At 74.9% G+C, this 20978-nt stretch carries 22 protein-coding genes, 1 pseudogene and 1 riboswitch; of the genes and pseudogenes, 16 read left to right on the top strand and 7 right to left on the bottom strand.

All coding sequences use genetic code 11. The annotated features are described in order from the left end of the window. Positions 1–5 precede the first annotated feature (5 nt). The gene (locus tag ACFY60_RS26910; RefSeq protein WP_388613878.1) at positions 6–593 is read right to left on the bottom strand and encodes a nucleosidase; all 588 of its coding nucleotides are present in this window, start codon (positions 591–593) and stop codon (positions 6–8) included. 404 nt (positions 594–997) lie between these two features. Here ACFY60_RS26910 and ACFY60_RS26905 point away from each other — a divergent pair, with 404 nt between their 5' ends. After that, complete coding sequence (locus ACFY60_RS26905) at positions 998–1363, top strand: luciferase family protein (protein WP_388613875.1); 366 nt, start codon at positions 998–1000, stop codon at positions 1361–1363. Between the two features lie 123 nt (positions 1364–1486). Next, positions 1487–2368 (top strand): YhjD/YihY/BrkB family envelope integrity protein, encoded by an 882-nt coding sequence (locus ACFY60_RS26900; RefSeq protein ID WP_388613872.1) that lies wholly within the window; start codon positions 1487–1489, stop codon positions 2366–2368. 39 nt (positions 2369–2407) lie between these two features. Here the strand turns inward: ACFY60_RS26900 and ACFY60_RS26895 are convergent, their stop codons facing one another. Then, complete coding sequence (locus tag ACFY60_RS26895; protein ID WP_388613869.1) at positions 2408–3241, bottom strand: ABC transporter permease subunit; 834 nt, start codon at positions 3239–3241, stop codon at positions 2408–2410. Beyond that, positions 3238–4146 carry an ABC transporter ATP-binding protein gene (locus ACFY60_RS26890; RefSeq protein WP_388613867.1) on the bottom strand — a complete coding sequence of 303 codons (909 nt, stop codon included), beginning with the start codon at positions 4144–4146 and terminating at the stop codon, positions 3238–3240. The genes ACFY60_RS26895 and ACFY60_RS26890 overlap by 4 nt, the downstream gene beginning before the upstream one ends. Before the next feature lie 132 nt (positions 4147–4278). Here ACFY60_RS26890 and ACFY60_RS26885 point away from each other — a divergent pair, with 132 nt between their 5' ends. The 6 genes from ACFY60_RS26885 (at position 4279) to ACFY60_RS26860 (ending at position 8526) form a co-directional block, all read left to right on the top strand. Then, a complete protein-coding gene (locus ACFY60_RS26885) occupies positions 4279–5613 on the top strand; it encodes a sensor histidine kinase (protein ID WP_388613865.1) in 1335 nt (444 codons plus the stop codon). A gap of 110 nt (positions 5614–5723) precedes the next feature. Continuing rightward, positions 5724–6326 (top strand): response regulator, encoded by a 603-nt coding sequence (locus ACFY60_RS26880; protein WP_388614148.1) that lies wholly within the window; start codon positions 5724–5726, stop codon positions 6324–6326. Positions 6327–6453: 127 nt separating this feature from the next. Beyond that, positions 6454–6963, top strand: coding sequence for an NUDIX domain-containing protein (locus ACFY60_RS26875; protein ID WP_388613863.1), 510 nt, complete (start codon positions 6454–6456; stop codon positions 6961–6963). 80 nt (positions 6964–7043) lie between these two features. Continuing rightward, a complete protein-coding gene (locus ACFY60_RS26870) occupies positions 7044–7679 on the top strand; it encodes a DUF6629 family protein (protein WP_388613861.1) in 636 nt (211 codons plus the stop codon). A 7-nt stretch (positions 7680–7686) separates the two neighbouring features. Beyond that, positions 7687–7902 carry a hypothetical protein gene (locus tag ACFY60_RS26865; protein ID WP_388613858.1) on the top strand — a complete coding sequence of 72 codons (216 nt, stop codon included), beginning with the start codon at positions 7687–7689 and terminating at the stop codon, positions 7900–7902. A 123-nt stretch (positions 7903–8025) separates the two neighbouring features. Further along, positions 8026–8526 carry a peptidylprolyl isomerase gene (locus ACFY60_RS26860; RefSeq protein WP_388613856.1) on the top strand — a complete coding sequence of 167 codons (501 nt, stop codon included), beginning with the start codon at positions 8026–8028 and terminating at the stop codon, positions 8524–8526. A gap of 89 nt (positions 8527–8615) precedes the next feature. Here the strand turns inward: ACFY60_RS26860 and ACFY60_RS26855 are convergent, their stop codons facing one another. Then, positions 8616–8864 (bottom strand): type B 50S ribosomal protein L31, encoded by a 249-nt coding sequence (locus ACFY60_RS26855; RefSeq protein WP_309051348.1) that lies wholly within the window; start codon positions 8862–8864, stop codon positions 8616–8618. A gap of 226 nt (positions 8865–9090) precedes the next feature. On the opposite strand from ACFY60_RS26855, the gene ACFY60_RS26850 reads away from it, so the two are divergent. After that, positions 9091–9855, top strand: coding sequence for an alpha/beta fold hydrolase (locus ACFY60_RS26850; protein WP_388613854.1), 765 nt, complete (start codon positions 9091–9093; stop codon positions 9853–9855). A gap of 128 nt (positions 9856–9983) precedes the next feature. Continuing rightward, positions 9984–11324 carry an alpha/beta family hydrolase gene (locus tag ACFY60_RS26845; protein ID WP_388613852.1) on the top strand — a complete coding sequence of 447 codons (1341 nt, stop codon included), beginning with the start codon at positions 9984–9986 and terminating at the stop codon, positions 11322–11324. Here the strand turns inward: ACFY60_RS26845 and ACFY60_RS26840 are convergent. Next, complete coding sequence (locus ACFY60_RS26840) at positions 11308–12162, bottom strand: transglycosylase SLT domain-containing protein (RefSeq protein WP_388613850.1); 855 nt, start codon at positions 12160–12162, stop codon at positions 11308–11310. The genes ACFY60_RS26845 and ACFY60_RS26840 overlap by 17 nt on opposite strands. Positions 12163–12166: 4 nt before the next feature. Further along, positions 12167–12351: riboswitch (cyclic di-AMP (ydaO/yuaA leader) on the bottom strand. Positions 12352–12717: 366 nt separating this feature from the next. On the opposite strand from ACFY60_RS26840, the gene ACFY60_RS26835 reads away from it, so the two are divergent. Then, a complete protein-coding gene (locus ACFY60_RS26835) occupies positions 12718–13332 on the top strand; it encodes a hypothetical protein (protein ID WP_388613849.1) in 615 nt (204 codons plus the stop codon). Positions 13333–13386: 54 nt separating this feature from the next. Here the strand turns inward: ACFY60_RS26835 and ACFY60_RS26830 are convergent, their stop codons facing one another. Next, positions 13387–14190: a DeoR/GlpR family DNA-binding transcription regulator gene (locus tag ACFY60_RS26830; RefSeq protein ID WP_388613846.1), complete on the bottom strand. Its 804-nt coding sequence runs from the start codon at positions 14188–14190 to the stop codon at positions 13387–13389. 149 nt (positions 14191–14339) lie between these two features. Between ACFY60_RS26830 and ACFY60_RS26825 the strand changes: the two genes are divergently transcribed. From ACFY60_RS26825 to ACFY60_RS26810, 4 genes are all read left to right on the top strand, one after another. Continuing rightward, positions 14340–15260: an SIS domain-containing protein gene (locus ACFY60_RS26825; RefSeq protein WP_388613844.1), complete on the top strand. Its 921-nt coding sequence runs from the start codon at positions 14340–14342 to the stop codon at positions 15258–15260. A 75-nt stretch (positions 15261–15335) separates the two neighbouring features. Further along, positions 15336–16172 carry a ketose-bisphosphate aldolase gene (locus tag ACFY60_RS26820; RefSeq protein ID WP_388613841.1) on the top strand — a complete coding sequence of 279 codons (837 nt, stop codon included), beginning with the start codon at positions 15336–15338 and terminating at the stop codon, positions 16170–16172. A 99-nt stretch (positions 16173–16271) separates the two neighbouring features. Next, on the top strand, positions 16272–17042 hold the full coding sequence (locus ACFY60_RS26815; protein ID WP_388613839.1) for an alpha/beta fold hydrolase: 771 nt from the start codon (positions 16272–16274) through the stop codon (positions 17040–17042). 257 nt (positions 17043–17299) lie between these two features. Next, positions 17300–18520 (top strand): S8 family peptidase, encoded by a 1221-nt coding sequence (locus tag ACFY60_RS26810; RefSeq protein ID WP_388613836.1) that lies wholly within the window; start codon positions 17300–17302, stop codon positions 18518–18520. Between the two features lie 81 nt (positions 18521–18601). On the opposite strand, the pseudogene mgt reads toward ACFY60_RS26810, so the two are convergent. After that, a pseudogene (mgt, locus tag ACFY60_RS26805) lies at positions 18602–19862 on the bottom strand (macrolide-inactivating glycosyltransferase). Between the two features lie 105 nt (positions 19863–19967). Here mgt and ACFY60_RS26800 point away from each other — a divergent pair. Next, positions 19968–20954 carry a serine/threonine dehydratase gene (locus ACFY60_RS26800; protein WP_388613834.1) on the top strand — a complete coding sequence of 329 codons (987 nt, stop codon included), beginning with the start codon at positions 19968–19970 and terminating at the stop codon, positions 20952–20954. Positions 20955–20978 lie beyond the last annotated feature (24 nt).

Below are 20978 nucleotides of genomic sequence, written 5' to 3'. Positions count from 1 at the left end.
CCGCGTCAGGAGCGGTACGGGGTGTTCGCCTCGGCCCAGTCCGCGAGGGCCCGCGCGCACCCGGCCACCGATTCGCGCCAGGTGCGTCCCGCGCCCTCGCCCGCTTCGTCGCTGACGTGCTTCACGATCCGCAGCGGCACGCCCGCGCGCTCCGCCGCCACGGCGAGGGCGTACCCCTCCATGTCGACCAGCGGCGCCAGCTCCGCGAGCCGGGCCCGGGCCGCCTCGTCCGAGACGAACAGGTCACCGGTGGCGAGCACGACGTCACCCCCGTCCGGGAGCGTCATCGGAGGACCGTACGTGCCGCCGTCGGTCAGCGCGGCGAGCGTCGCGCCGTCCAGGTCGTGCTGGATCACGGTGCCCACCACGTGGGTCCCGCTCCAGCCCGGCCGCAGCGCACCGGCCGTCCCCAGGTTCACGACCCCGGACGGCCGCGGACCCCGGGCGAGGACGGTCGCCAGCGCGGTCGCCGCGTTCACCTTGCCCATGCCGGTCAGCAGCACCGGCAGGTCGGTGTCCAGGTGCTGGGCCTCCTCCTTGACGGCGAGGACGAGCAGGGGACGGTCGGCCGCTATCTCTCCGATGAGTTCCATGGGGTCACCGTAGTTCTCCCGCCCCCGCGGCCCGTCACCGGGACCGTCGCGGGCGCCCCCCGGCCAGGGCCGGCCGCAGCGCCGCCACGCCGGGACCGGCGCCGTCGGTTCGGGCGTCACCGAGGACGAGGACCGCCGGACGCGGCCCGACGGCCCGCGCGTATCCCTGAGCGAACTCGCCGAACGCGGTCCCGTGGTCGTACCAGGGTCGTCGCACAACCGTTCCGTGCCCGCCGGCCCGTGCGTGACCGCCCTTCCGCGAGGTGACCGACGGCCACCCCGGCACCACCCACCGTCGTGACGGAACGTCACTTCGCCCCGGGCGACCACCGGATTCACGCCTCGGCCGGATTCTTTCGCCCGGATGCTTGTGCCGGACCCCGGGGCCCGGCACGCTCCTCGGTATGAACACGGCCCGGCACGCCAGTGAACGTTTGATGAGCTGGCCCTCGCTGAACCCGAGCCCCGCCCAGTGCGGCGCCGAACTCGGACTGCGCACCCCGACGCACGAGATCGTGCACTTCCACGGCGAGCACGAGGCCGACGTCCACCTGACCCGCGCCATGATCGCCAGACTCCGCCCGGCCCTCCTCGGATCGAGCGCGGTCCGTCTGCGCGCGGGCTCCGGCTGGGTGACGGTCCGTCTGGACACGGGCTCCGACATCGACCTGCTCGCCACGCTGGTGAGCGCGGCCCTCCAGGCCCACGGCGTCCCGGACACCGCCCCGGACGGCTGCACCCGCACCCTTCCGGTCCCCGGCCTCCGCTGACCTTCCCGGCCTCCGGGCGACGTCCCGTGGACCGCTCCGGCAGCCCGCCCGGGGGAGCGCCGCGCCACCCGATCGGCCGCATCCCGGAGAGGTCCCGGCGCCCCGCCGGGTACCCCACCGGACATGCCCCCCATCCCCGGCGCACCGCACGACGAGACCCCCACCGGACCCGGCCACGGGAGCCACCGGTTCCGGCGGCTCCACGAGCGCGTCCTCGACTCGCCCGCGGCCCTCGCCTGGAACCGGGGCCGCGCCATGGAACTCATGCACCGCGCCATGGGCTTCGCGGCGCTCTGCCTGCTCACCCTCGTCCCCCTGCTCATCGTGGTCGCCGCCGCCGACCTCGCCAGCGGCCAGGGCTTCGCCCGCTGGCTCGTCCAGGGACTGGGCGTCTCCCAGGTGTCCCAGGAGGAGGTCGAAGGCCTCTTCGGACGACCGGGTCAGGCCCTCCAGCGCACCACCGCCTTCGGCCTCGCCGCGCTCGCCGCCTTCGGCGTCACCCTCGGCTCGGCCGTCCAGACCGGGTACGAGCGGGTCTGGGACCTCCCCACGGCCCGCTGGCACACCATGTGGCGTCACGTCGTCTGGCTCGCCGTCCTCGTCGCCGCCCTCCTCCTCTTCGTCGCCTTCCCCGCCCCCGCGAACGCCTCCGCCGCCGTCACCGCCCTCGTCGCCCTCGGTGACCTCACCGGCACCTTCGCGTTCTTCTGGTGGTCCCAGCGCTTCCTCCTCTGCGGCCGCCTCCGCTGGCGGGCCCTTGCCCCCGGCGCCGCCCTCACCGCCTGCGGCCTGCTCGGCCTGCGCGTCTTCTCCCAACTGGTGTTCTCCCCGCTCATCGCCTCCAACGCCGTGACGTACGGCCAGTTCGGCACCGTGCTCGTCCTCCAGTCCTGGCTCGTCGGCGTCGGCTTCGTCGTCTACGGGGGCGCCCTCGCCGGCCGCCTCGTCCACGAGCACCGCGTCCGCCGCCGCCTCGACCGCCCCGGCCCGCCGCCCGGCAACTGACGCACAGCGCGGGCGGCCAGGGGCCCCGTCGCACCCCGCTCACTGGTCCCGGCGCCGCACCACCAGCGCCGTCACGACCGCCGCGGCCACCGGCCAGATCCCGTACACCAGCCACGCCCCGCCCGTGCTCCACGGGTGGGGGACCGCCTCCGCGGGGCCCGTCGCGACCAGCCGCTCCCAGGCCCGCAGCGGGGTCGTGTGCGCGAGCACCGCTGTGAGATGCCGCCGCTCGCCCAGCGCCATGGGCAGGAACAGCAGCAGCACCACCGCCGCGACCACCGACAGCGACCCGCGTCGCACCACGGCCGCGAGCGCCATCCCGGTCACCGCGCAGACCGGTGCCAGCAGCGCCGACGCCACGACGATCCGCAGCGCCCCGGGATGCGCGAGCGACACCCCCGCGCCCCGTACCGCCAGCACCGCCTGCGTCAGCCAGAACGACAGCCCCGCGACCGCCGCCCCGAACAGGGTCTGCACCGCCGCCACGACCAGGACCTTCGCGGACATCACCGCCCCCCGCTCAGGCACCGCGGCGAAGGTCGTGCGGATCGACCCGCCGGCGTACTCGCCGGTCACCGCCACCGCCCCCATGGCCGCCGCGCACAGCACCAGCACGGTGGCGGCGTTTCCCGTGAACGCGTCGCGCAGCGCCATGCCGTGGGCCACGAAATCCGCCCGGCCGGCCGGGCCGTACGCGTGCCAGTACCGGTAGTGGTCCCAGGCGGTCCCCACGTTGAACGCCACCACGGCCACCATCGCCGCCGGCAGCGACCAGAACGTGGACCGCAGGGACCACAGCTTCAGCCACTCGGCGGCGAACAGGTCACGGAACCGGGCCCGCGGCTCCCGCGCGGCCAGGACGGCCCCGGTCACCGGGGGTCTCCCGCCGGGTACTCGACACTGCCGGCGGTGAGTTCCATGAACGCCTCCTCCAGGGACGCGGTCCGCGTCGTCAGCTCGTGCAGCGGCACCCGGTGACGCAGCGCCAGTTCCCCGATGCGCGCGGCCGGCAGTCCGGAGACCGTCAGCCGCCCGGCCTCCTCCACGACGACGGCCCCGGCAGCGAGCAGAGGACCGGCCAGCGCCGCCGGGTCGGACGTCCCGACCAGCACGTCCGGCCCGCCCGCCCGTCCGGCGAACGCGGCCAGGCTCTCCGCCGCGATCAGCCGCCCCCGCCCGATCACCACCAGCTCGTCCGCCGTGTGCTCCATCTCCGTCATCAGATGGCTGGAGACGAAGACCGCACGGCCCTCGTCCGCCAGCCGCCGGAACAGCCCCCGCACCCACCGCACGCCCTCCGGGTCGAGACCGTTGAGCGGCTCGTCGAACAGCAGCACCGGCGGATCACCGAGAAGCGCCCCCGCGATCCCGAGCCGCTGCCGCATGCCCAGCGAGAAGCCGCCGATCCGGCGCCGTGCCGCAGCCGCCAGGCCCACCTCCTCCAGGACGGCGTCGACCCGGGCGAGCGGCAGCCTGTTGCTCCGGGCGAGCACCGCGAGATGCGCCCGTGCGGTCAGACCGCCGTGCGCGTCCCCGGCGTCGAGGAGCGCCCCGACGTGCCGCAGCCCCCGGGAGCGCTCCGCGAAGGGCCGCCCGCCGACCGTGACGGAGCCGCTCGTCGGGGCGTGCAGCCCGAGGATCATGCGCAGCGTCGTGCTCTTGCCCGCCCCGTTGGGCCCCAGGAAGCCGGTGACCCGGCCCGGCCGGACCGTGAACGTGAGCGTCCGTACGGCGGTTCTGTCGCCGTACCGCTTGGTGAGTTCCCTGACATCGATCATGACCACCACGGTGCCGCCCGCGGCCCGGCGGGACATCGGACCGGCGCGGACAATCCGCCGGCCGCCGTGTCACCCCCGGTCGTACATCCCCGGTCCGACGACCGCCGGCCCCGGGGCCCCTACGATCGCGGCATGTCTGTCATCCCGTCGGCCCCTTACCTCAGGAGGATCACCCCGGCCGGGTGGGCGGTGACGGCCTGGCTCGCCGGGCTGGCCTTCACCTTCCTCCTCCGCGTACGTCTGCCCGGCCAGGAGCGGGCGGACATCCTGGCCGGTGTGGCGTTCCTCCGCTGGGACGGCCTCACCCTGCTGGCCCTCGCCACCGCCCTCGCCGTCCGGGGCGGCGCGCTGCTGGCCCGCCGTCCGGCCGCCGCACTGCGCCACCTCCTCGCCGCCGCCGTCGTGGGCACCACGCCCCTGTCCGTCACCGCCATCCCCCTCGCCCAGTACCTGGCCGTCGACGTGGCCCTGTACGTCGTCGCCGCCTCCCGGCCGGCCCGCGAGGCGAACCGGGCCCTGCTGCTGGCCCTCGGCGTCCTCGTGGCGTACCTCGCCGTCCGGCTCCTCTCCGGTTGGAGCGTGGGCACCACCGGCGCTCTGGCCGCGGGGCTCACCGCCGCCGTCGCCTGGCTGCTCGGCCGCTTCGAGCGGCAGAGCCGTACGCACGCGGAGGAGACCCGCGTCCAGGCCGCCGAACGCGCCGCCGAACGGGCCGTCGCCGCCGAGCGCCTCCGCGTCGCCCGCGAGATGCACGACACGGTCGCCCACAGCATCGGCATCGTCGCCCTCCAGGCCGGCGCCGCCCGCCGGGTCATCACGACGCAGCCCGACGCGGCCCGCCAGGCCCTCGCCGAGATCGAGACCGCGAGCCGGGACACCCTGGCGGGTCTGCGCCGGATGGTGGGCGCCCTGCGCACCCCGGACACCGGACCGGAACCTCCCGCGCCCGGCGAGCCGCACCGCGCGGGACACCCGGGGCTGCCCGACATGCCCGGGCTGACGGCGCTCGACCGGCTCACCGCGCTCACCGCCGCCGCGGGCGTCCACGTCGCCGTCCGCCGCACCGGCACCTCCCGCCCCCTGCCCCCCGACCTCGACCTCTCGGCCTTCCGTATCGTCCAGGAGTCCGTCACCAACGTCGTACGCCACTCGGGCGCGGACTCCTGCACGGTCACCGTCGACCACCGGGACCCCGCGTCCCTCACCGTCACCGTCGAGGACCCCGGGCCGCGCCCCGGCCACGAGCGCGCCCGCACCGGCGGAGGCTCCGGCCACGGCCTGATCGGCATGCGCGAGCGCGTCGGCCTGCTGCACGGACGGTTCGAGGCGGGCCCCCGCCCCGCCGGTGGATTCCGCGTCACCGCCCGCCTGCCGCTGCCCTCACCCTCCACCCCGGCTTCACCCTCACCCTCCACCTCACCTTCACCCCCGCCCGCCACCCCGCGCCCCGGAGCCACCACACCATGAGCCCCGCCACCCCCGCACCACCCGCAGGCCCCACGCCCGGCCCCGGGCACGCGTCCCCGATCCGCGTCGTCCTCGCCGACGACCAGCCCCTCGTCCGCACCGCGCTCCGCATGGTCATCGCCGACACCTCCGACCTCCTCGTGGTCGGGGAGGCCGCCGACGGGGCCGAAGCCGTCCGGCTCACCGAGGAGACCGGCGCCGACGTCGTGCTCATGGACCTCCGCATGCCCGGCACCGACGGCATCGAGGCCACCCGCCGCGTCACCGCGGGCCCGAGCGGTGCCCGGGTCGTCGTCCTGACCACCTTCGACGACGACGAGCACGTCTACGGGGCGCTGCACGCCGGAGCCTCCGGCTTCCTCGTCAAGGACATGGCCCTCGACGACATCCTCGCCGCCGTCCGGATCGTCGCCTCGGGCGACGCGCTCCTCGCGCCCGGGGTCACCCGCCGCCTCATCAAGGACTTCGCCGGCCGCCCCCGCCGGCCCGCCACCGGGCCCCGCCGGGGACCCGCCGGCATCACCGACCGCGAACGCGAGGTCCTCACCCTCGTCGGCCGTGGCCTGTCCAACACCGAGATCGCCCAGGAGCTCCACCTCAGCGTCGCCACCGCCAAGACCTACCTCACCCGGCTCCTGTCCAAGCTCGGCGCCCGCGACCGCGTGCACCTCGTCATCCTCGCCTACGAGACCGGACTCGTCTCCACGGACTGACCGGCCCCGCCCCGTACCGCCCCGGCGGACTCACACGATCCGGTGATCCACTCCGGAGCGGCCGGACGTCCCGCCCCCGACCGCTTGGATGGAGGAGTCCCATCGGCCCGTCGAGAGAGAGCCGCCCATGACGCACACCTGGCTGCCGCCCGCCGAGTACGTCGAGACCCTGCCGAGAGCGACGGCCTACGCCTGCCTGTACTTCACCGACACGGCGGGGCGCCCCTTCCAGCTGCGCGCCGGCTACGGAGCCGAGTCCGGCCGCTGGCAGTGGCCCGGCGGCAACATGGACCCGGGGGAGACGCCCTGGCAGACCGCGCTGCGCGAGTGCCGGGAGGAGACCGGGATCGTCTTCACCGGTCCGCCGCGTCTCCTGGGCACCGACTTCACCACCGACCGGGGCGCCGCGTGGCCGGCGAACCACATCGGATTCGTCTTCGACGGCGGCGAGCTGACTGACGATCAGATCGCCGGGGTCGTCCTCGACCCCGGCGAGCACAGCGAGTACCGGGTGCGGACCCTGGAGGAGTGGGCACGCGAGATGGACCCCGGCGCGTTCCGCCGCCTCGCCGCGATCGACCGCGCCCGCAGGACCGGGACGACCGTGTACGTGGAGTCGGGCCCCGCCGGCGCCTGATCCGCGGCCCTCCGGGGCCGCAGCATCCCTCCCCTGGTGTCGCGGGCGCGCCGCCGGGGCGGACGCGGTACACATCGGACATGTGCTGGAGCGCGACGGCGGACCTCTGGGCGGGCCTCGGGATCGGAACGGCGGGGGTGGCGGCCCTCGCCTCGGTGCGCCGCCCGGGCGACGCACCGCTCGCGGCCCTGCCCCTGCTCCTCGGCGCCCACCAGGTCGTGGAGGCCGCCGTGTGGCGCGGCGGCGGGGGAGCCGGACCGGCCACCCTGCTCTGGGCGGTGATCGCCCTGCCCCTGCTGCCGCTCTGGCTCCCGCTCGGCGTCCTCACGGCCGTCCGCCCCGCCGACCGGCCACGCCTGTACGTGCCGCTCGCCGCAGGACTCGGGACCGCCGCGTTCCTCGCCCACCGGCTCGCCACCGCCCCCGTCACCGCCGAGATCCACGGACGCACCGTCGGATACGCGGTCGGCCTGCCGTACGCCCCCGTGGTGCTCGGCGGCTACTTCCTCGCGACCGTCGGCGCCCTGCTCCTCGCCCGCGACCGGGGGCTGCGCCTCCTCGGCCTGGCCACCGGCGCGGGCGCCGCGCTCTGCGCGCTGCTGTGGCGCACGGCGTTCGTCTCCACCTGGTGCGCCCTGGCCGCCGTCGCCTCGCTGCTGCTCCTCGGCTGGATCCGTGGCCGGCGAACCGTAACCCCCCGGCCGCTCAGCAGTTGACCAGGGCATGAAGAAGCGCAGCATGCTCGCCATCGCCTCCCTCGCCGCAGGCGTCGTCACCGCCCTCGTCACCCCGCCCCCGCAGGCCGACGCCGCCGAAGCACCCCTCGGTGGCGTCACCGGCCTGCTCCAGGAGGACCAGGCCGTCGAGACCGTCGTCCACGAGGCCGGCCAGGCCGCCGAGGGCGCCCTGGACCAGCAGCGGGGCGGCGGGCTGCTCTGATCCGAAGGGCCGGATTCGGTCGCGGGTGCCTCGCCCCTCCCCGGGCGGCGGGGCACCCGCGACCTGACACGGCGGGAGGCAGCCCGTGCGCGTGCGGCGCGGGGGTAATGACAGGATGTCCCCATGAGCAACAACAACGTGTTCTTCGACATCACCATCAACGACGAGCCGGCCGGCCGGATCGTCTTCAAGCTGTTCGACGACGTCGTCCCGAAGACGGCGCGCAACTTCCGTGAGCTCGCCACCGGTGAGCACGGCTTCGGCTACGCGGGGTCCCCGTTCCACCGCGTCATCCCGGAGTTCATGCTGCAGGGCGGTGACTTCACCAACGGCAACGGCACCGGCGGCAAGAGCATCTACGGCGAGAAGTTCGCCGACGAGAACTTCACGCTGAAGCACGACCGCCCGTACCTGCTGTCGATGGCGAACGCGGGCCGCAACACCAACGGTTCGCAGTTCTTCATCACCACGATCGTCACCAGCTGGCTCGACGGCAAGCACGTCGTCTTCGGCGAGGTCGTCGAGGGCCAGGACCTGGTCAAGAAGATCGAGTCCCTCGGCTCCCAGTCCGGCCGCACCAGCGCCAGCGTCAAGGTCGCCGCGTCCGGCGTCGTCGAGGGCTGAGCCCTCTCCCCGCCGGCCGGGGTCGGGCGCGCCGTCCGCGACGCGCACCCGCCCCGGCCGGGACCCGCCGCACGGCCCGTCGCGGAGGCTCAGCCCTGCTCGCCGTACCGGCGCTCGAACTTCGCGATCCGGCCCTCCGTGTCGACGGTCCGCGCCTTGCCCGTGTAGAACGGGTGGCTCTCCGACGAGATCTCCACGTCGATCACCGGATACGTGTTCCCGTCGTCCCACTCGATGGTGGTGTCGCTGGTCGCCGTCGACCGCGTCAGAAACGCGTACCCCGCCGAGCGGTCCCGGAAGACCACCGGCCGGTACTCGGGCTGCTTGTCCTGCTGCACGTGTCCTCCTCCGGGGCTGACGCCCTGACTCCTCCGGCCTGACCGACAGGCCACCCCCAGCCTCGCCGCGCCCGGCCGGGGCGACCAGCGCCACGCGACCGACCGGGTGACACGCCGCGCGCACGCCCCCGGCACCCCTTTGACTGTGCGCGACCGGGACGCCACACTCGGTCGTCGGGCGCCGCCGAGAGGACGCGGGCCCCTTCCCAGGCCACCAGGGGGCGCGATGACCGGCAGGGTTCTTCCGTACGAGGTGCACGGCGAGGGGCCGGGGCGCGCCCTCGTGCTCCACAACTGGTTCGGCGACCGCACCAGCTTCGCCCCGCTCCGCGACCACCTCGACGGGGCCGCCGGACAGTACGCCTTCCTCGACTGCCGTGGGTACGGCGAGGCCCGCGACACCCCCGGCGACTACACGATGGAGGAGATCGCCGCCGACGCCCTCGCCGTCGCCGACGACCTGGGCTGGGACTCCTTCACCGTCATCGGCCACTCCATGGGCGCGAAGGCCGCCCAGGTGATGCTCCTCGACGCTCCCGGTCGCGTCCGGTCCCTCGTGGGCATCTCACCGGTCTCCGCCGCGGGCTTCCCGCTGGACGCCGAGACCTGGGAACTCTTCGCCGGTGCCGCCTCCGAACCCGCGAACCGGCGCGCCATCATCGACCGCACCACCGGCGGACGGTACGACGACACCTGGCTCGGCGCGCGCGTCGAACGGTCCCTGAACCGCTCCTCGGCCACCGCCTTCCGTGCCTATCTGGACTCCTGGGCACGCGCCGACTTCCACGAGCGCGTCCGCGACAACCCGGTGCCCGTCCTGCTCGTCGTGGGCGCTCACGACCCCGCCCTCGGCGCGGACGCGATGGAGGCCACCTGGCTGCGCTGGTACCCCAACGCCCGCCTCCAGGTCCTCGAGGACGCGGGCCACTACGCGCCCGAGGAGACTCCGGAAGCCCTCGCCGAGGCCATCGAGGCCTTCCTCGCCGCCTGACCGGCCTCCCGCCCCACCGGGGATGCGGAAGCCGGTGGGGACGTGCCTACCCTGGAGAACGGGCGGGGAGGCCGACCCGGCCCCGCCCGGCAGCCGCGGCGCACGCGGACGGCGGAAGGCGGCCGAGCATGTACTTCACGGACCGGACCGACGCGGGACGGCGGCTCGCCGCCCGCCTCGGCCACCTCGCGGCCCTCGACGTCACCGTCCTCGGGCTGCCCCGGGGCGGGGTGCCGGTGGCCGCCGAGGTCGCCGACGCCCTCGGCGCACCGCTCGACCTCTGCGTGGTACGGAAGCTGGGCGTGCCGTACCGGCCCGAGGTCGCGATGGGCGCCCTCGGTGAGGGCGGCATCAGGGTCCTGAACGACCAGGTGCTCCGTGACGCCCGGGTGGGACCGGGCGACCTCGCGGCGGTGGAGGAGCGCGAGCGCGCCGAGCTGGAGCGGCGCGCGCGCCGCTACCGGGGCGGGCACCGGCCCGCACCGCTCGACGGCAGGACGGTTCTCGTGGTCGACGACGGGCTCGCGACCGGGGCCACCGCGCTCGCGGCCTGCCGGGTGGTCCGTGCCCGGGGCGCGGCACGGATCGTGTTCGCCGTCCCGGTCGCCCCGCGCGGCTGGACCACCCGCCTCGGCGGGGAGGCGGACGAGACCGTCTGCGTCCACACGCCCGACGGGTTCACCGCCGTCGGCCAGTTCTACGAGGACTTCTCCCCGACCTCCGACGAGGAGGTCGTCGCCCGGCTCGCGCGCAACCGGGCGGTGCACGGACCCGTCGTCCAGGAGACGGACGTGCGGATCCCCCTGCCGGAGGGCGGGGGCGCCCTCGCCGGGCGGCTGGCCGTCCCCGAGGACGCACGTGGCATCGTCGTGTTCGCCCACGGCAGCGGCAGCGGCCGGCACAGCTCCCGCAATCGCGCGGTGGCCGGGGCCCTGAACCGGGCGGGGCTCGGCACGCTCCTCTTCGACCTGCTCACGGAGGAGGAGGCGGCCGACCGGCGGCTCGTCTTCGACACCCCGATGCTCGCCGGACGCCTGTCCAGGGCCACGGAGTGGCTCGCGGCGGAGCCGGTGGCCCTGGGGCTGCCGCTCGGCTGGTTCGGCGCGAGCACGGGAGCGGCCGCCGCCCTGTGGGCGGCGGCCGAGCCGGGCGGTGAGGGCGGCGGGGCCGGGGCCCGGCCCGTGGCGATCGTCTCGCGCGGGGGCCGGCCCGACCTGGCCCACGAACGGCTGGCCCGGGTCGACACCCCCACCCTCCTGGTGGTGGGCGGGCGCGACACGCTCGTCCTGGACCTGAACCGCACAGCTCGGACGATGCTGCGCTGTGAGAACCGGCTGGAGGTCGTGCCCGGCGCCACCCACCTCTTCGAGGAGCCGGGTGCCCTGGAGGAGGTGGCGGAGCTCGCCACCTCCTGGTTCACCGGGCACTTCGGACGCCGGACGGGCGCTCCGGTCAGTACGGGCCGTTGACGTTGTCGATGGAGCCGTAGCGGTCCGCCGCGTAGTTGCAGGCGGCGGTGATGTTCGCGACCGGGTCGAAGAGGTCCATGGACGTGCCCGGCACGTGGTAGGCCATGAAGGTCGGCTCGATGACCTGGAGCAGGCCCTTCGACGGGGTGCCGGCCGCGGCGTTGGAGTCCCACAGGTTGATGGCCCGCGGATTGCCGGAAGACTCGCGCATCACATTGCGCAGGATGCCGTCGTACGAACCGGGGATGCCGTACCGGGCCATGACGTCGAGCGACTCGCGGATCCAGCCGTCCAGGTTGTCGGCGTAGGCCGTCGTGGCGGCCCGGGCGGCAGGGGCCGCGGGAGCGGCGGCCGGAGTCGCGGCGGCACCGGAGGAGCCGGGAGCCGCTCGCCGCTCGCCGCGGCTCGCCCGCTCGGTGGCGCCGGCCGGGGACTTCGCCGCGGGAGCCTTCGCGGAATCCCGACGAATCGTCAGTTCGAGTCCGGGGTGAATGAGTGACGGATTGTCACCCACCACGGTCCGGTTGACCCGGTAAAGAGCCTTCCAGCCGCCTTGAATTCCCTTCTCCCGTGCGATGCCGGAAAGGGAGTCGCCCTTCACGACGGTATAGGTGCGGGTCGCGGCGGGGGCGGCGGGGGCGGTGGGAAGCGCGGCGGGGGCGGCCGCGGCAGGGAGCGCGTGGGCGGCGGTCTGTGGGGCCCCGGAGACCGGCTGGGCGCCGGCCGAGGCGGGCACGACCAGCGGCAGGGCCAGCGCCGCGCCGCCCGAACCGGCGAGGGCGAGACCACGGGGGACGGTGCGGCGCCGAGGGCGGCGGTGCTTACCGTGTGCAGGCATGACGGGTTCCTCTCCGGCGCCTGCGGGGTGAGCTGTCGGGTTCGGACGGGAGGTGTCCGGCCGCGCGCACGCGGCTTCACCCCGAGCCGTTCCGGAAGTCCGGACCGGCGTGTTCGTGGGTCCCCCGCTCCTGCCGTCGGGTGAAAAGGGAGGTTTTCAGGCGGTGGCAGGATTCGGCGGTCCGCCTGAATGGGGGTGACCGTAGGCCAGAAAGGGGGCCCGGAACAAGGCGTCGCGTCACGCATGCGCGGAAAAGAAGTTCCCGGAATTCCCGTATTCAAGATCCTGTTTCCCGGCGGTCTGCCGAACGGCCTTGCGGCACCGGGCCCGGCGGTCCCCGGCACCCGATCGGGCGGGCCGGGAAGTGAAACGCGTCACCCGGAACGCAATGTCCGCATATGCGCTGTAATTCCGATCGAAAGAGAAGGGGGCGAAATACCCCCACTCGCGACGGCGCGAAAGGGGTGGAAGGATGCCGCGCCCACGAATGGAGCAAATATCGCGAAGTCGACATTTGGGATGCAGGATGAGCTCCTCCGACCTCGGGAGCCGCCCATGCCCTCCGCCCCTTCCCTCCTCGGCCCCGACGCCCTGGACCGCGAGGCCGCCGCGCTGTACGAGAGCGCGACCTGGCGGCGGATCGTCGAGAACTGGCACAGCCCCGCTCCCGCTTCCCCCGGCGAGGACGCGGGCCCGGGGGACTGGCGTGCCCTCCTGTCCGTCCCCGTGGACCGGCTCGTCGCCGAGGCGCTCGACGCGCTGCCGCCCGCCCTGCCCGCCGAGCGCCGGCTGCCCGGCCGGGTCGGAGCCGTGCTCCCGGACCGCCTGCACGCGTGGCGCCGGATCGGCCAGGGCGATCTGCGCCCCTCGGTGCACCTCGGCTACGCCCGTCAGGTTCTGGAGGAATGGGGCTGGCAGAACGCTCCGTACAGGCTCCGCGACGCCCGGGGCGCCCGCTGCGTCTGCGGCGCCCTGCTCGCCGCCCACCGTCTGGGCTACGGCAGCGCCGACACCATGAACCACGCCGCCGCCTGGATCGTCACCGAGCTGCGCGCCCGGGGCTGGACCGGGCTGATCGGCCCCTGGAACCGCGCACCCGGCCGGACCGCCTCCGACGCCCTGGCCCTGCTGGACGCCACGGCCCGCCGGGCCGCCCGCGCCGGCCACTGAGCGGCCGCCCGTCCTCGCGGCCGTGATGCCAAGGGCGGGCGGTGGCGCGGCCGGTCAGACGGTCAGCACCTTCACGCCCGCCTCACCGAACCGCGTGACCGCCTCCGCCGGGACGGCGGTGTCCGTGACGAGGAGGTCGACACGGTCGATCCCGCAGATGCGGGCGAACGCCCGCCGGCCCAGTTTCGAGGAGTCCGTCACGACCACGACCCGGCTCGCGCGCTCGGCGAACAGGCGGCTGACGGCCGCCTCCTCCTCCTGATGGGCCATCACGCCCAGCTCGGCGTCGATGCCGTCCACACCGAGCACCACGGTGTCCAGCACGACCTCGCTGAGGACACCGGCCGTCAGGGGCCCCACCAGCTCGTACGTCTGCGGACGCGCCACCCCGCCCGTCGTGACCAGCTTGACCGCCGGCCGCACGGCCAGCTCGCCGGCGATGTTCAGGGCGTTGGTGACCACGGTCAGCGCCGGTGCGGCGGGGACGGCACCCGGTGTCTCCGCCCGCTCGCCCGCGAACCGCACCGCGAGCGCCCGCGCCACCTCCGTCGTCGTCGTACCCCCGTTGAGTCCCACGACCTCGCCGGGGGCGATCAGATCCGCCACGGCCGCCGCGATGCGCCGCTTCTCCGGCGCGTGCCGCGTGGACTTGTAGCGCAGCGGCAGCTCGTACGAGACGCCGTGGGCGACCGCGCCGCCCCGGGTCCGCACCAGGAGCCGCTGCTCGGCGAGTTCGTCCAGGTCGCGGCGGATCGTGGCGGCGGAGACGTCCAGCGCCGCGGCGGCCTCCTCGACCTCCACCCTGCCGGAGCCGGCGAGCAGTTCGAGGAGCGCGTTCCACCGCTCGTGCTTGGCCATGTGTGCCGTTCCTCCCGCTCGTCCGCGCGTCCGATTCTAACCGCCGCGCTGCGCGGGACCTGGAAAGTGGTTGCGTGCATCTGCTTGAATCCGACTTGATACGAGCAACTTCAATCATCTCCCTGTCTCTCTGTCGCAAGGAGCGCCGCATGACCTCCCGTACCTCCGCGGAGATCGCCTCCCAGCCCGTCACCTGGCGCCAGGCGGCCCGCAGCCTCGGCCGGCACACCACGGCCCTGCCCCGGCGCGGCGAGCGCGTCGCCGTCATCGGCTGCGGCACCTCCTGGTTCATGGCCCTGGCCTACGCGGAGCTGCGCGAGGCCGGCGGCCACGGGGAGACCGACGCCTTCGCCGCCTCCGCCTTCCCGTACGGCCGCCGCTACGACCGGGTCCTCGCGATCACCCGCTCCGGCACGACGAGCGAGGTCCTCGCCGTCCTCGCCCGGCTCCGGGGCGACGTGCCGACCGGAGCCCTGACGGCCGACCCCACCACCCCCGTCATGGACCTCGCCGACGCGGTCGCCGTCCTGGACTTCGCCGACGAGGAATCGGTCGTGCAGACGCGGTTCGCCACCACCGCCCTGGCGCTCCTCCGTGCCCACCTGGAGTCCGAGGGCGCCCTGCCCGAGGGCGTCGCCACCGTGGAGGAGGCGGCGGGCGACGCCGAACGGGCCCTCGGCCTCCCCCTGGACGAGGCGCTCGTCTCCGCCGAGCAGCTCACCTTCCTGGGCACCGGCTGGACCTACGGACTCGCCCTGGAGGCCGGCCTCAAGATGCGCGAGGCGGCGGGCGCCTGGACCGAGGCGTATCCGGCGATGGAGTACCGCCACGGGCCCATCAGCATCACCGGCCCCGGCCGGGTGGCCTGGGGCTTCGGCGCCCTGCCCGCCGGGCTCGCGGACGAGGTCCGCAAGGTCGGCGGCACCGTGGAGGAGAGCGACCTCGACCCCATGGCCGACCTCGTACGCGCCCAGCGCCTGGCCGTCGCGTTCGCCGAGGCGCGCGGCCTCGACCCCGACACCCCCCGGAACCTGACCCGCTCGGTCGTCCTGGCGGACCTCGATGGCTGACCGCCCCTCCGGCCGACCGCCCCTCCGGCCGGCCGCCACCCCCGCCGCACCCACCGTCCCCACGGGAGAAGGACCATGCCGCTGACGCCCACCGACGAGATCGTCCGCCGGGCCCGCACCGCCGGCCGGGGCGTCGGCGCCTTCAACGTCCTCCAACTGGAGCACGCCCAGGCGATCGTGGCCGGGGCGGAGAGCGCCGACCGGCCGGTCGTCCTCCAGATCAGCGAGAACACGGTCCGCTACCACGGCGCCCTGGAACCGGTCGCCCTCGCCTCCCTCGCCGTGGCCAGGGCGGCGAAGGTGCCCGTCGCCGTCCACCTCGACCACGCGGAGAACGCCGAGCTGGTGCACGAGGCGGTCGCCCTCGGCCTCGGATCCGTCATGTTCGACGCCTCCACGCTCCCGTACGCGGAGAACGTCGCCGCGACCCGCGAGGTCGTGGAGTTCTGTCACCGGCACGGCGTGTGGGTGGAGGCCGAACTCGGCGAGATCGGGGGCAAGGGCGGGGCGCACACCCCCGGGGTCCGCACCGATCCCGACGAGGCCCGCGCCTTCGTCTCGGCCACGGGGGTCGACGCGCTCGCGGTGGCGGTGGGCAGCTCCCACCAGATGCTCACCCGTGACGCGGTCCTGGACTTCACGCTGATCACCCGGCTGCGCGCGGCGATCGACACCCCGCTGGTGCTGCACGGCTCCTCGGGTGTCGCGGACGCCGACCTCACCGCCGCGGTCGCCGCGGGCATGACGAAGGTGAACGTCTCCACGCATCTCAACAAGGCCTTCACCCGGGCCGTACGGGCGCACCTCGCGGAGCACCCGGAGACGGTCGACCCCCGCCGCTACCTCGGCCCGGCCCGCACGGCGGTGGCCGCCGCCGTCGCCCACCTGCTGGCGGTGCTCTCCCCGGCCTGACGCCCGGCGCCGCCCCGGACGCGCTGTCGGTGCCCCCTTCTAAGGTGGGTGCCGACCGTGCGCGAGGGCGTACGGCGTCGGAACGGGGAGCGGGCAGGCATGCGGGAGCTGTACCTGGAGGACGAGCGGGCCCACATCCGGTGGATCGACCTGCCGGGCGAGGGGCCCGTGCGTGTCTTCGTCCACGGGCTGGGCTGCACGGGAGCCTCGGACTTCGCGCACATCGCGACGCACCCGGCCCTCGGAGGCGGCCGAGCGCTGCTGGTGGACCTCCTCGGGTACGGCCTGAGCGACCGACCCGCCGGCTTCGACTACCGCATGGAGTCCCAGGCGGCGGCGGTCGCCGCGATTCTCGACCACCTCGGAGTCGCCGGTGTGGATGTGGTCGGGCACTCGATGGGCGGCGCCGTCGCGATCCAGCTGGCCGCGGCGCGTCCGGACCTCGTGGCCCGGCTCGTCGTGGCCGAGCCCAACCTCCGGGCCGGGGAAGGCGCGTTCAGCGGTCCCGTCGCCGCCCAGGAGGAGAAGGCGTTCGTCGCGGAGGGCTTCGCCCGCATGCTCGCCACCGGCGACCGCCCCGACTACACGGCCCGGCTGCGTCTCGCCGACCCGCTGGCGGTGCACCGCAGCGCGGTGGCGCTCGTCCAGGGCACCGTGCCGTCGGGCGGCGAGCTGCTCGTGGGCCTCGGCGTCCCCCGGACCTTCCTGGTGGGGGAGTGGAGCCTGCCCGAGCCGGACGCGGAGTGGATGGCGGCGGCCGGCGTCCCGGTACGCGAGGTCCCGGCGGCGGGGCACAACCTGATGCTGGACAACCCCGAGGGGTTCGCCACCGCGCTGGCCCACGCGCTCACGGACCGTCAGGGGGCATAGGGGGGCGAAACCCGGCCACCGTAGCAGCCCGTTCGCGCCACCGTGCGGGCGTTCGACGAGGATTCGATTGCAGAGTTGTGGCAGATGCATGACAAGGATTCAACTCCCTTGATCGGCGCGGCCGATGAGGCCAGGCTGCTGATCACGCCGAGCGCGGCCCCACCGCTCCCGGCCGTGTGTGTGACCCCACGCACACCCCCCACAGCCGTGCCGCCCCACCCCGGGGGCACGGCGCCCAGGAGGAGGAAACCCTCGTCATGGCACTCCCTCAGCGCACCCCGGCCCGCCTCGCCGCCACGGCGTCCCTCGCGACCGCCGCCGCCCTGCTCGGCACCTTCGCCGCCCTGCCCGCCCAGGCGGCCCCCGCCCCCGCCGAGGGCACCGTCCTCGCGGCCGGTGCCGCCGACGCCGTGCCCGGCAGCTACATCGTCACCCTGAAGCAGGACGCGGGCTTCAAGGCCTCCTCCGCCCAGGGGCGCAAGCTGATAACGCGCTACGGAGGCACGGTCGGCAAGACCTTCGGCGCCGCCCTGAACGGCTACACGGCCACCCTCGACGCGACCGAGGCCCGCAGGCTGGCCGCCGACCCGGCCGTCGCCTCCGTCGAGCAGAACCGGCTCGTCCGCGCCGACGCGACCCAGACCAACGCCCCCTGGGGCCTGGACCGGATCGACCAGGCGAACCTGCCGCTGAACGGCACCTACACGTACCCCGACAGCGCCGGCGCGGGTGTCACCGCGTACGTCATCGACACCGGCGTCCGGATCAGCCACGGCGAGATCGCCGGCCGGGCCGTGAACGGCTACGACGCCGTCGAGGGCGACACGGTCGCCCAGGACGGCAACGGGCACGGCACGCACGTCGCCACGACCATCGCCGGCAAGACGTACGGCGTGGCCAAGGCCGCGAAGATCGTCGCCGTCCGCGTCCTCGACAACAACGGCTCCGGCACCACCGCCGGTGTCATCGCGGGCATCGACTGGGTGACGTCCCACCACGCGGCGGGCGCGCCCGCCGTCGCCAACCTCTCCCTCGGCGGCGGCGCCTCCACCACCCTCGACAACGCGGTGAAGAGGTCGATCGCGGACGGCGTGACCTATGCCGTCGCCGCCGGCAACTCCGGCGTCAACGCCTCCTCCACCTCACCCGCCCGCGTCCCCGAGGCGATCACCGTGGGTGCCACCAACAGCTCCGACGCCAAGGCCAGCTGGTCCAACTACGGGTCCGTGCTCGACATCTTCGCCCCCGGCGTGTCGATCACGGCGGGCTGGCACACCGGTGACACCGCCACCAACACCATCTCCGGTACCTCGATGGCCACCCCGCACGTGGCCGGCGCCGCCGCCGTCCACCTGGCCGGCCACCCCACCGCCACTCCGGCCCAGGTCGCCTCCGCCCTCGTCAACGGCTCCACCCCGAACAAGGTGACCAGCCCCGGCAGCGGCTCCCCGAACCGCCTGCTGCGGCTCGTCCCGTAACCACCGCGCCGGCACTCTGACCGGCACGCGCACGGGGGCAGCCCCGGAGGCCGTACGCGCCTCCGGGGCCGCCCCCTTCCGTCACCGGCCCGGGAGTTCCGCCTCGACGAGGTCGGCGGCCCGCCGCGTACCGCCCTCCGCCGCCATCTCCCGCCGGATCTCGGCGGCGCGGCGCGCGACCGCGGGGTCGGAGACGAGGGCGAGCACGGCCTCGCGCAGGCGGTCCGGCGTGACCTCGTCCATCGGCAGCTGCCGCGCGACCCCCAGGGACTCCAGCATCGCGGCGTTGCTGAACTGGTCGGTGGCCTGCGGCACGGCGACCATCGGCGTGGCGGTCGCCAGTCCCTCCTGGCTGCCCCCGGCCCCGGCGTGGGTGACGAACGCGTCCGCCTGCCTCAGTACCGCCAGCTGCGGCACCCAGGAGTGGACCTCGACGTTCTCCGGGACGTCCCCCAGCTCCTCGGGGGTGACGAACTTCCCGATCTGCAGGACGACGTGCCAGCCCGGAAGAGTTCCGAAGGCCTCCACGCAGGCCCGGTAGAAGGCGGGCTGCTTGGTGAAGGCCGATCCCAGGGAGACGAGGAGCACCTTCTCCGCGCCCGCCGGACGCGTCCACGTGCCCTGTTCGGACCGGTCGCCCTGGCAGGCGCCGACGAAGGTGTACACCGAGGGGTCCACCCGGTCGGCGTGCGGCTGGAGGGCCCGGGGGATGAGCACCAGCGCGCGGCGCGGCCGGGCGATCAGCCGGTCGGGGTGGGTGTCGACGCCGTGCCGGGCGAGCCACGCCTCGAAGCGCGCGTAGTAGGCCCTGCCGCGCGGCGACGCCTTGAGTTCGGCGAGCATCGGCTCCGCCACCTCCTCCTCGTACCCCTCCCAGGGCACGAGGTTGGGCCACAGCGCCAGGGCGGGCACGTCCCAGCCGTGGGCGAGGACGGGTGCCGGGTACGAGGTGATGTCGTGCAGCACCAGGTCCGGCCGGTCGTCCTCGAAGGCCCGGGCGAGCTGGGGCAGCGACTGGATCGCGTCGGCGAGGAAGGGCTCGAGATTGTCGATCAGTTCGGTGCCCCAGGCGTCCGGGTCGTCGTCCGTCGGGAGGGTGGAGGTGTAGACGACGGGCGTGGCGCCGGTCGCGGCGACCTTCTCGGCGAAGGAGGCGGGGATCGCGTAGCTGACCCGGTGCCCCCGGGCGACCAGCTCGCGGATGACCTCCAGGCTGGGGTTCACGTGCCCGTGGGCGGCGATGGAGAACATGGCGATGTGGGCGGGGGAAGTCGTGGTCATGCGCCTCACTGTAAACAAGACGGAACGTCTCGTCTAGTGATGTCGCCCGGTGCCGTGCCACCCCTTCCGCGCCCCGGCGATCATTGAAAGGATCACCCTGGGTCCCGGGCCGTCACCGCGTGGCCGCCCGGCCCTCCGCCCGCGCACGTCACCCGAGGAGCATCAGGTGCACACCCTCACGTACGCCGACGTCAAGACGGCCGGTGACCGGATCGCCGGTCACGTCCGCCCGGTCACCCTCACGCCCGCCGAGCCCCTCGGCCGCGCCGGCGCCACTCTCCACCTGGCCCTGGAGCTCATGCAGCACACCGGCTCGTTCAAGGCGCGCGGGGCGCAGAACTTCCTCCTCGCCCACCGGGAGGAGGGCACCCTGCCCGCCGCCGGCGTCACCATCGCCTCCGGCGGCAACGCGGGCCTCGCCTGCGCCTGGGCGGCCCGCAGCCAGGGCGTCCGCGCCACCGTGTTCCTGCCCGTCACCGCCCCCGAGGTGAAGGTCGAACGGCTGCGCGGTTACGGAGCCGACGTCCGCCTCACGGGCACCGAGTACGCCGAGGCGCTCGCCGCCTGCGAGGCGTTCGCGGCCGAGACCGGGGCGCTCGCCTCTCACGCCTACGACCACCCGCTGATCGCCGCCGGCGCCGGCACCCTGCTGGACGAGATCCACCGGCAGGTCCCCGGACTCGACACCGTCGTCGTCGCGGTCGGCGGCGGAGGCCTCTTCGCCGGGGTGGCCGCCGCGGCCCGACACCACGGCATCCGCACCGTCGCCGTCGAACCCGAGAACTGCCGGGCCCTCGACGCCGCCGTGCGGGCCGGTCACCCCGTGGACGTGTCCGTCGACTCGGTGGCCGCCGACTCCCTCGGCGCCCGCCGTGCCTCCGCCGCCGCCCTGTGGGCCGCGCGGCAGGACGGCGCTCGCACCGCCCTCGTCGCCGACGACGCGATCGTCCGCGCCCGCCGCGCCCTGTGGGACGACCGCCGTCTCGCCGTCGAACACGCCGCCGCCACGGCCCTGGCCGCCCTCACCCCCGAGGGCGACGCGGCCCGGCCGGACGCCGGCGGGTACCGGCCCGCCCCCGGTGAGAAGGTGTGCGTCGTCCTCTGCGGCGCCAACACCGACCCGTCCGATCTCCTGGACGCGCCGGCGCTCTGAGCCGGCGGCGGTCCGCGGGGCGGT

Source organism: Streptomyces sp. NPDC012827 (assembly GCF_042900905.1).
Lineage (GTDB): Bacteria > Actinomycetota > Actinomycetes > Streptomycetales > Streptomycetaceae > Streptomyces > Streptomyces gulbargensis.
Note: the sequence above shows the minus strand (reverse complement) of the source record. Positions and strands in the feature narration are given on the sequence as shown.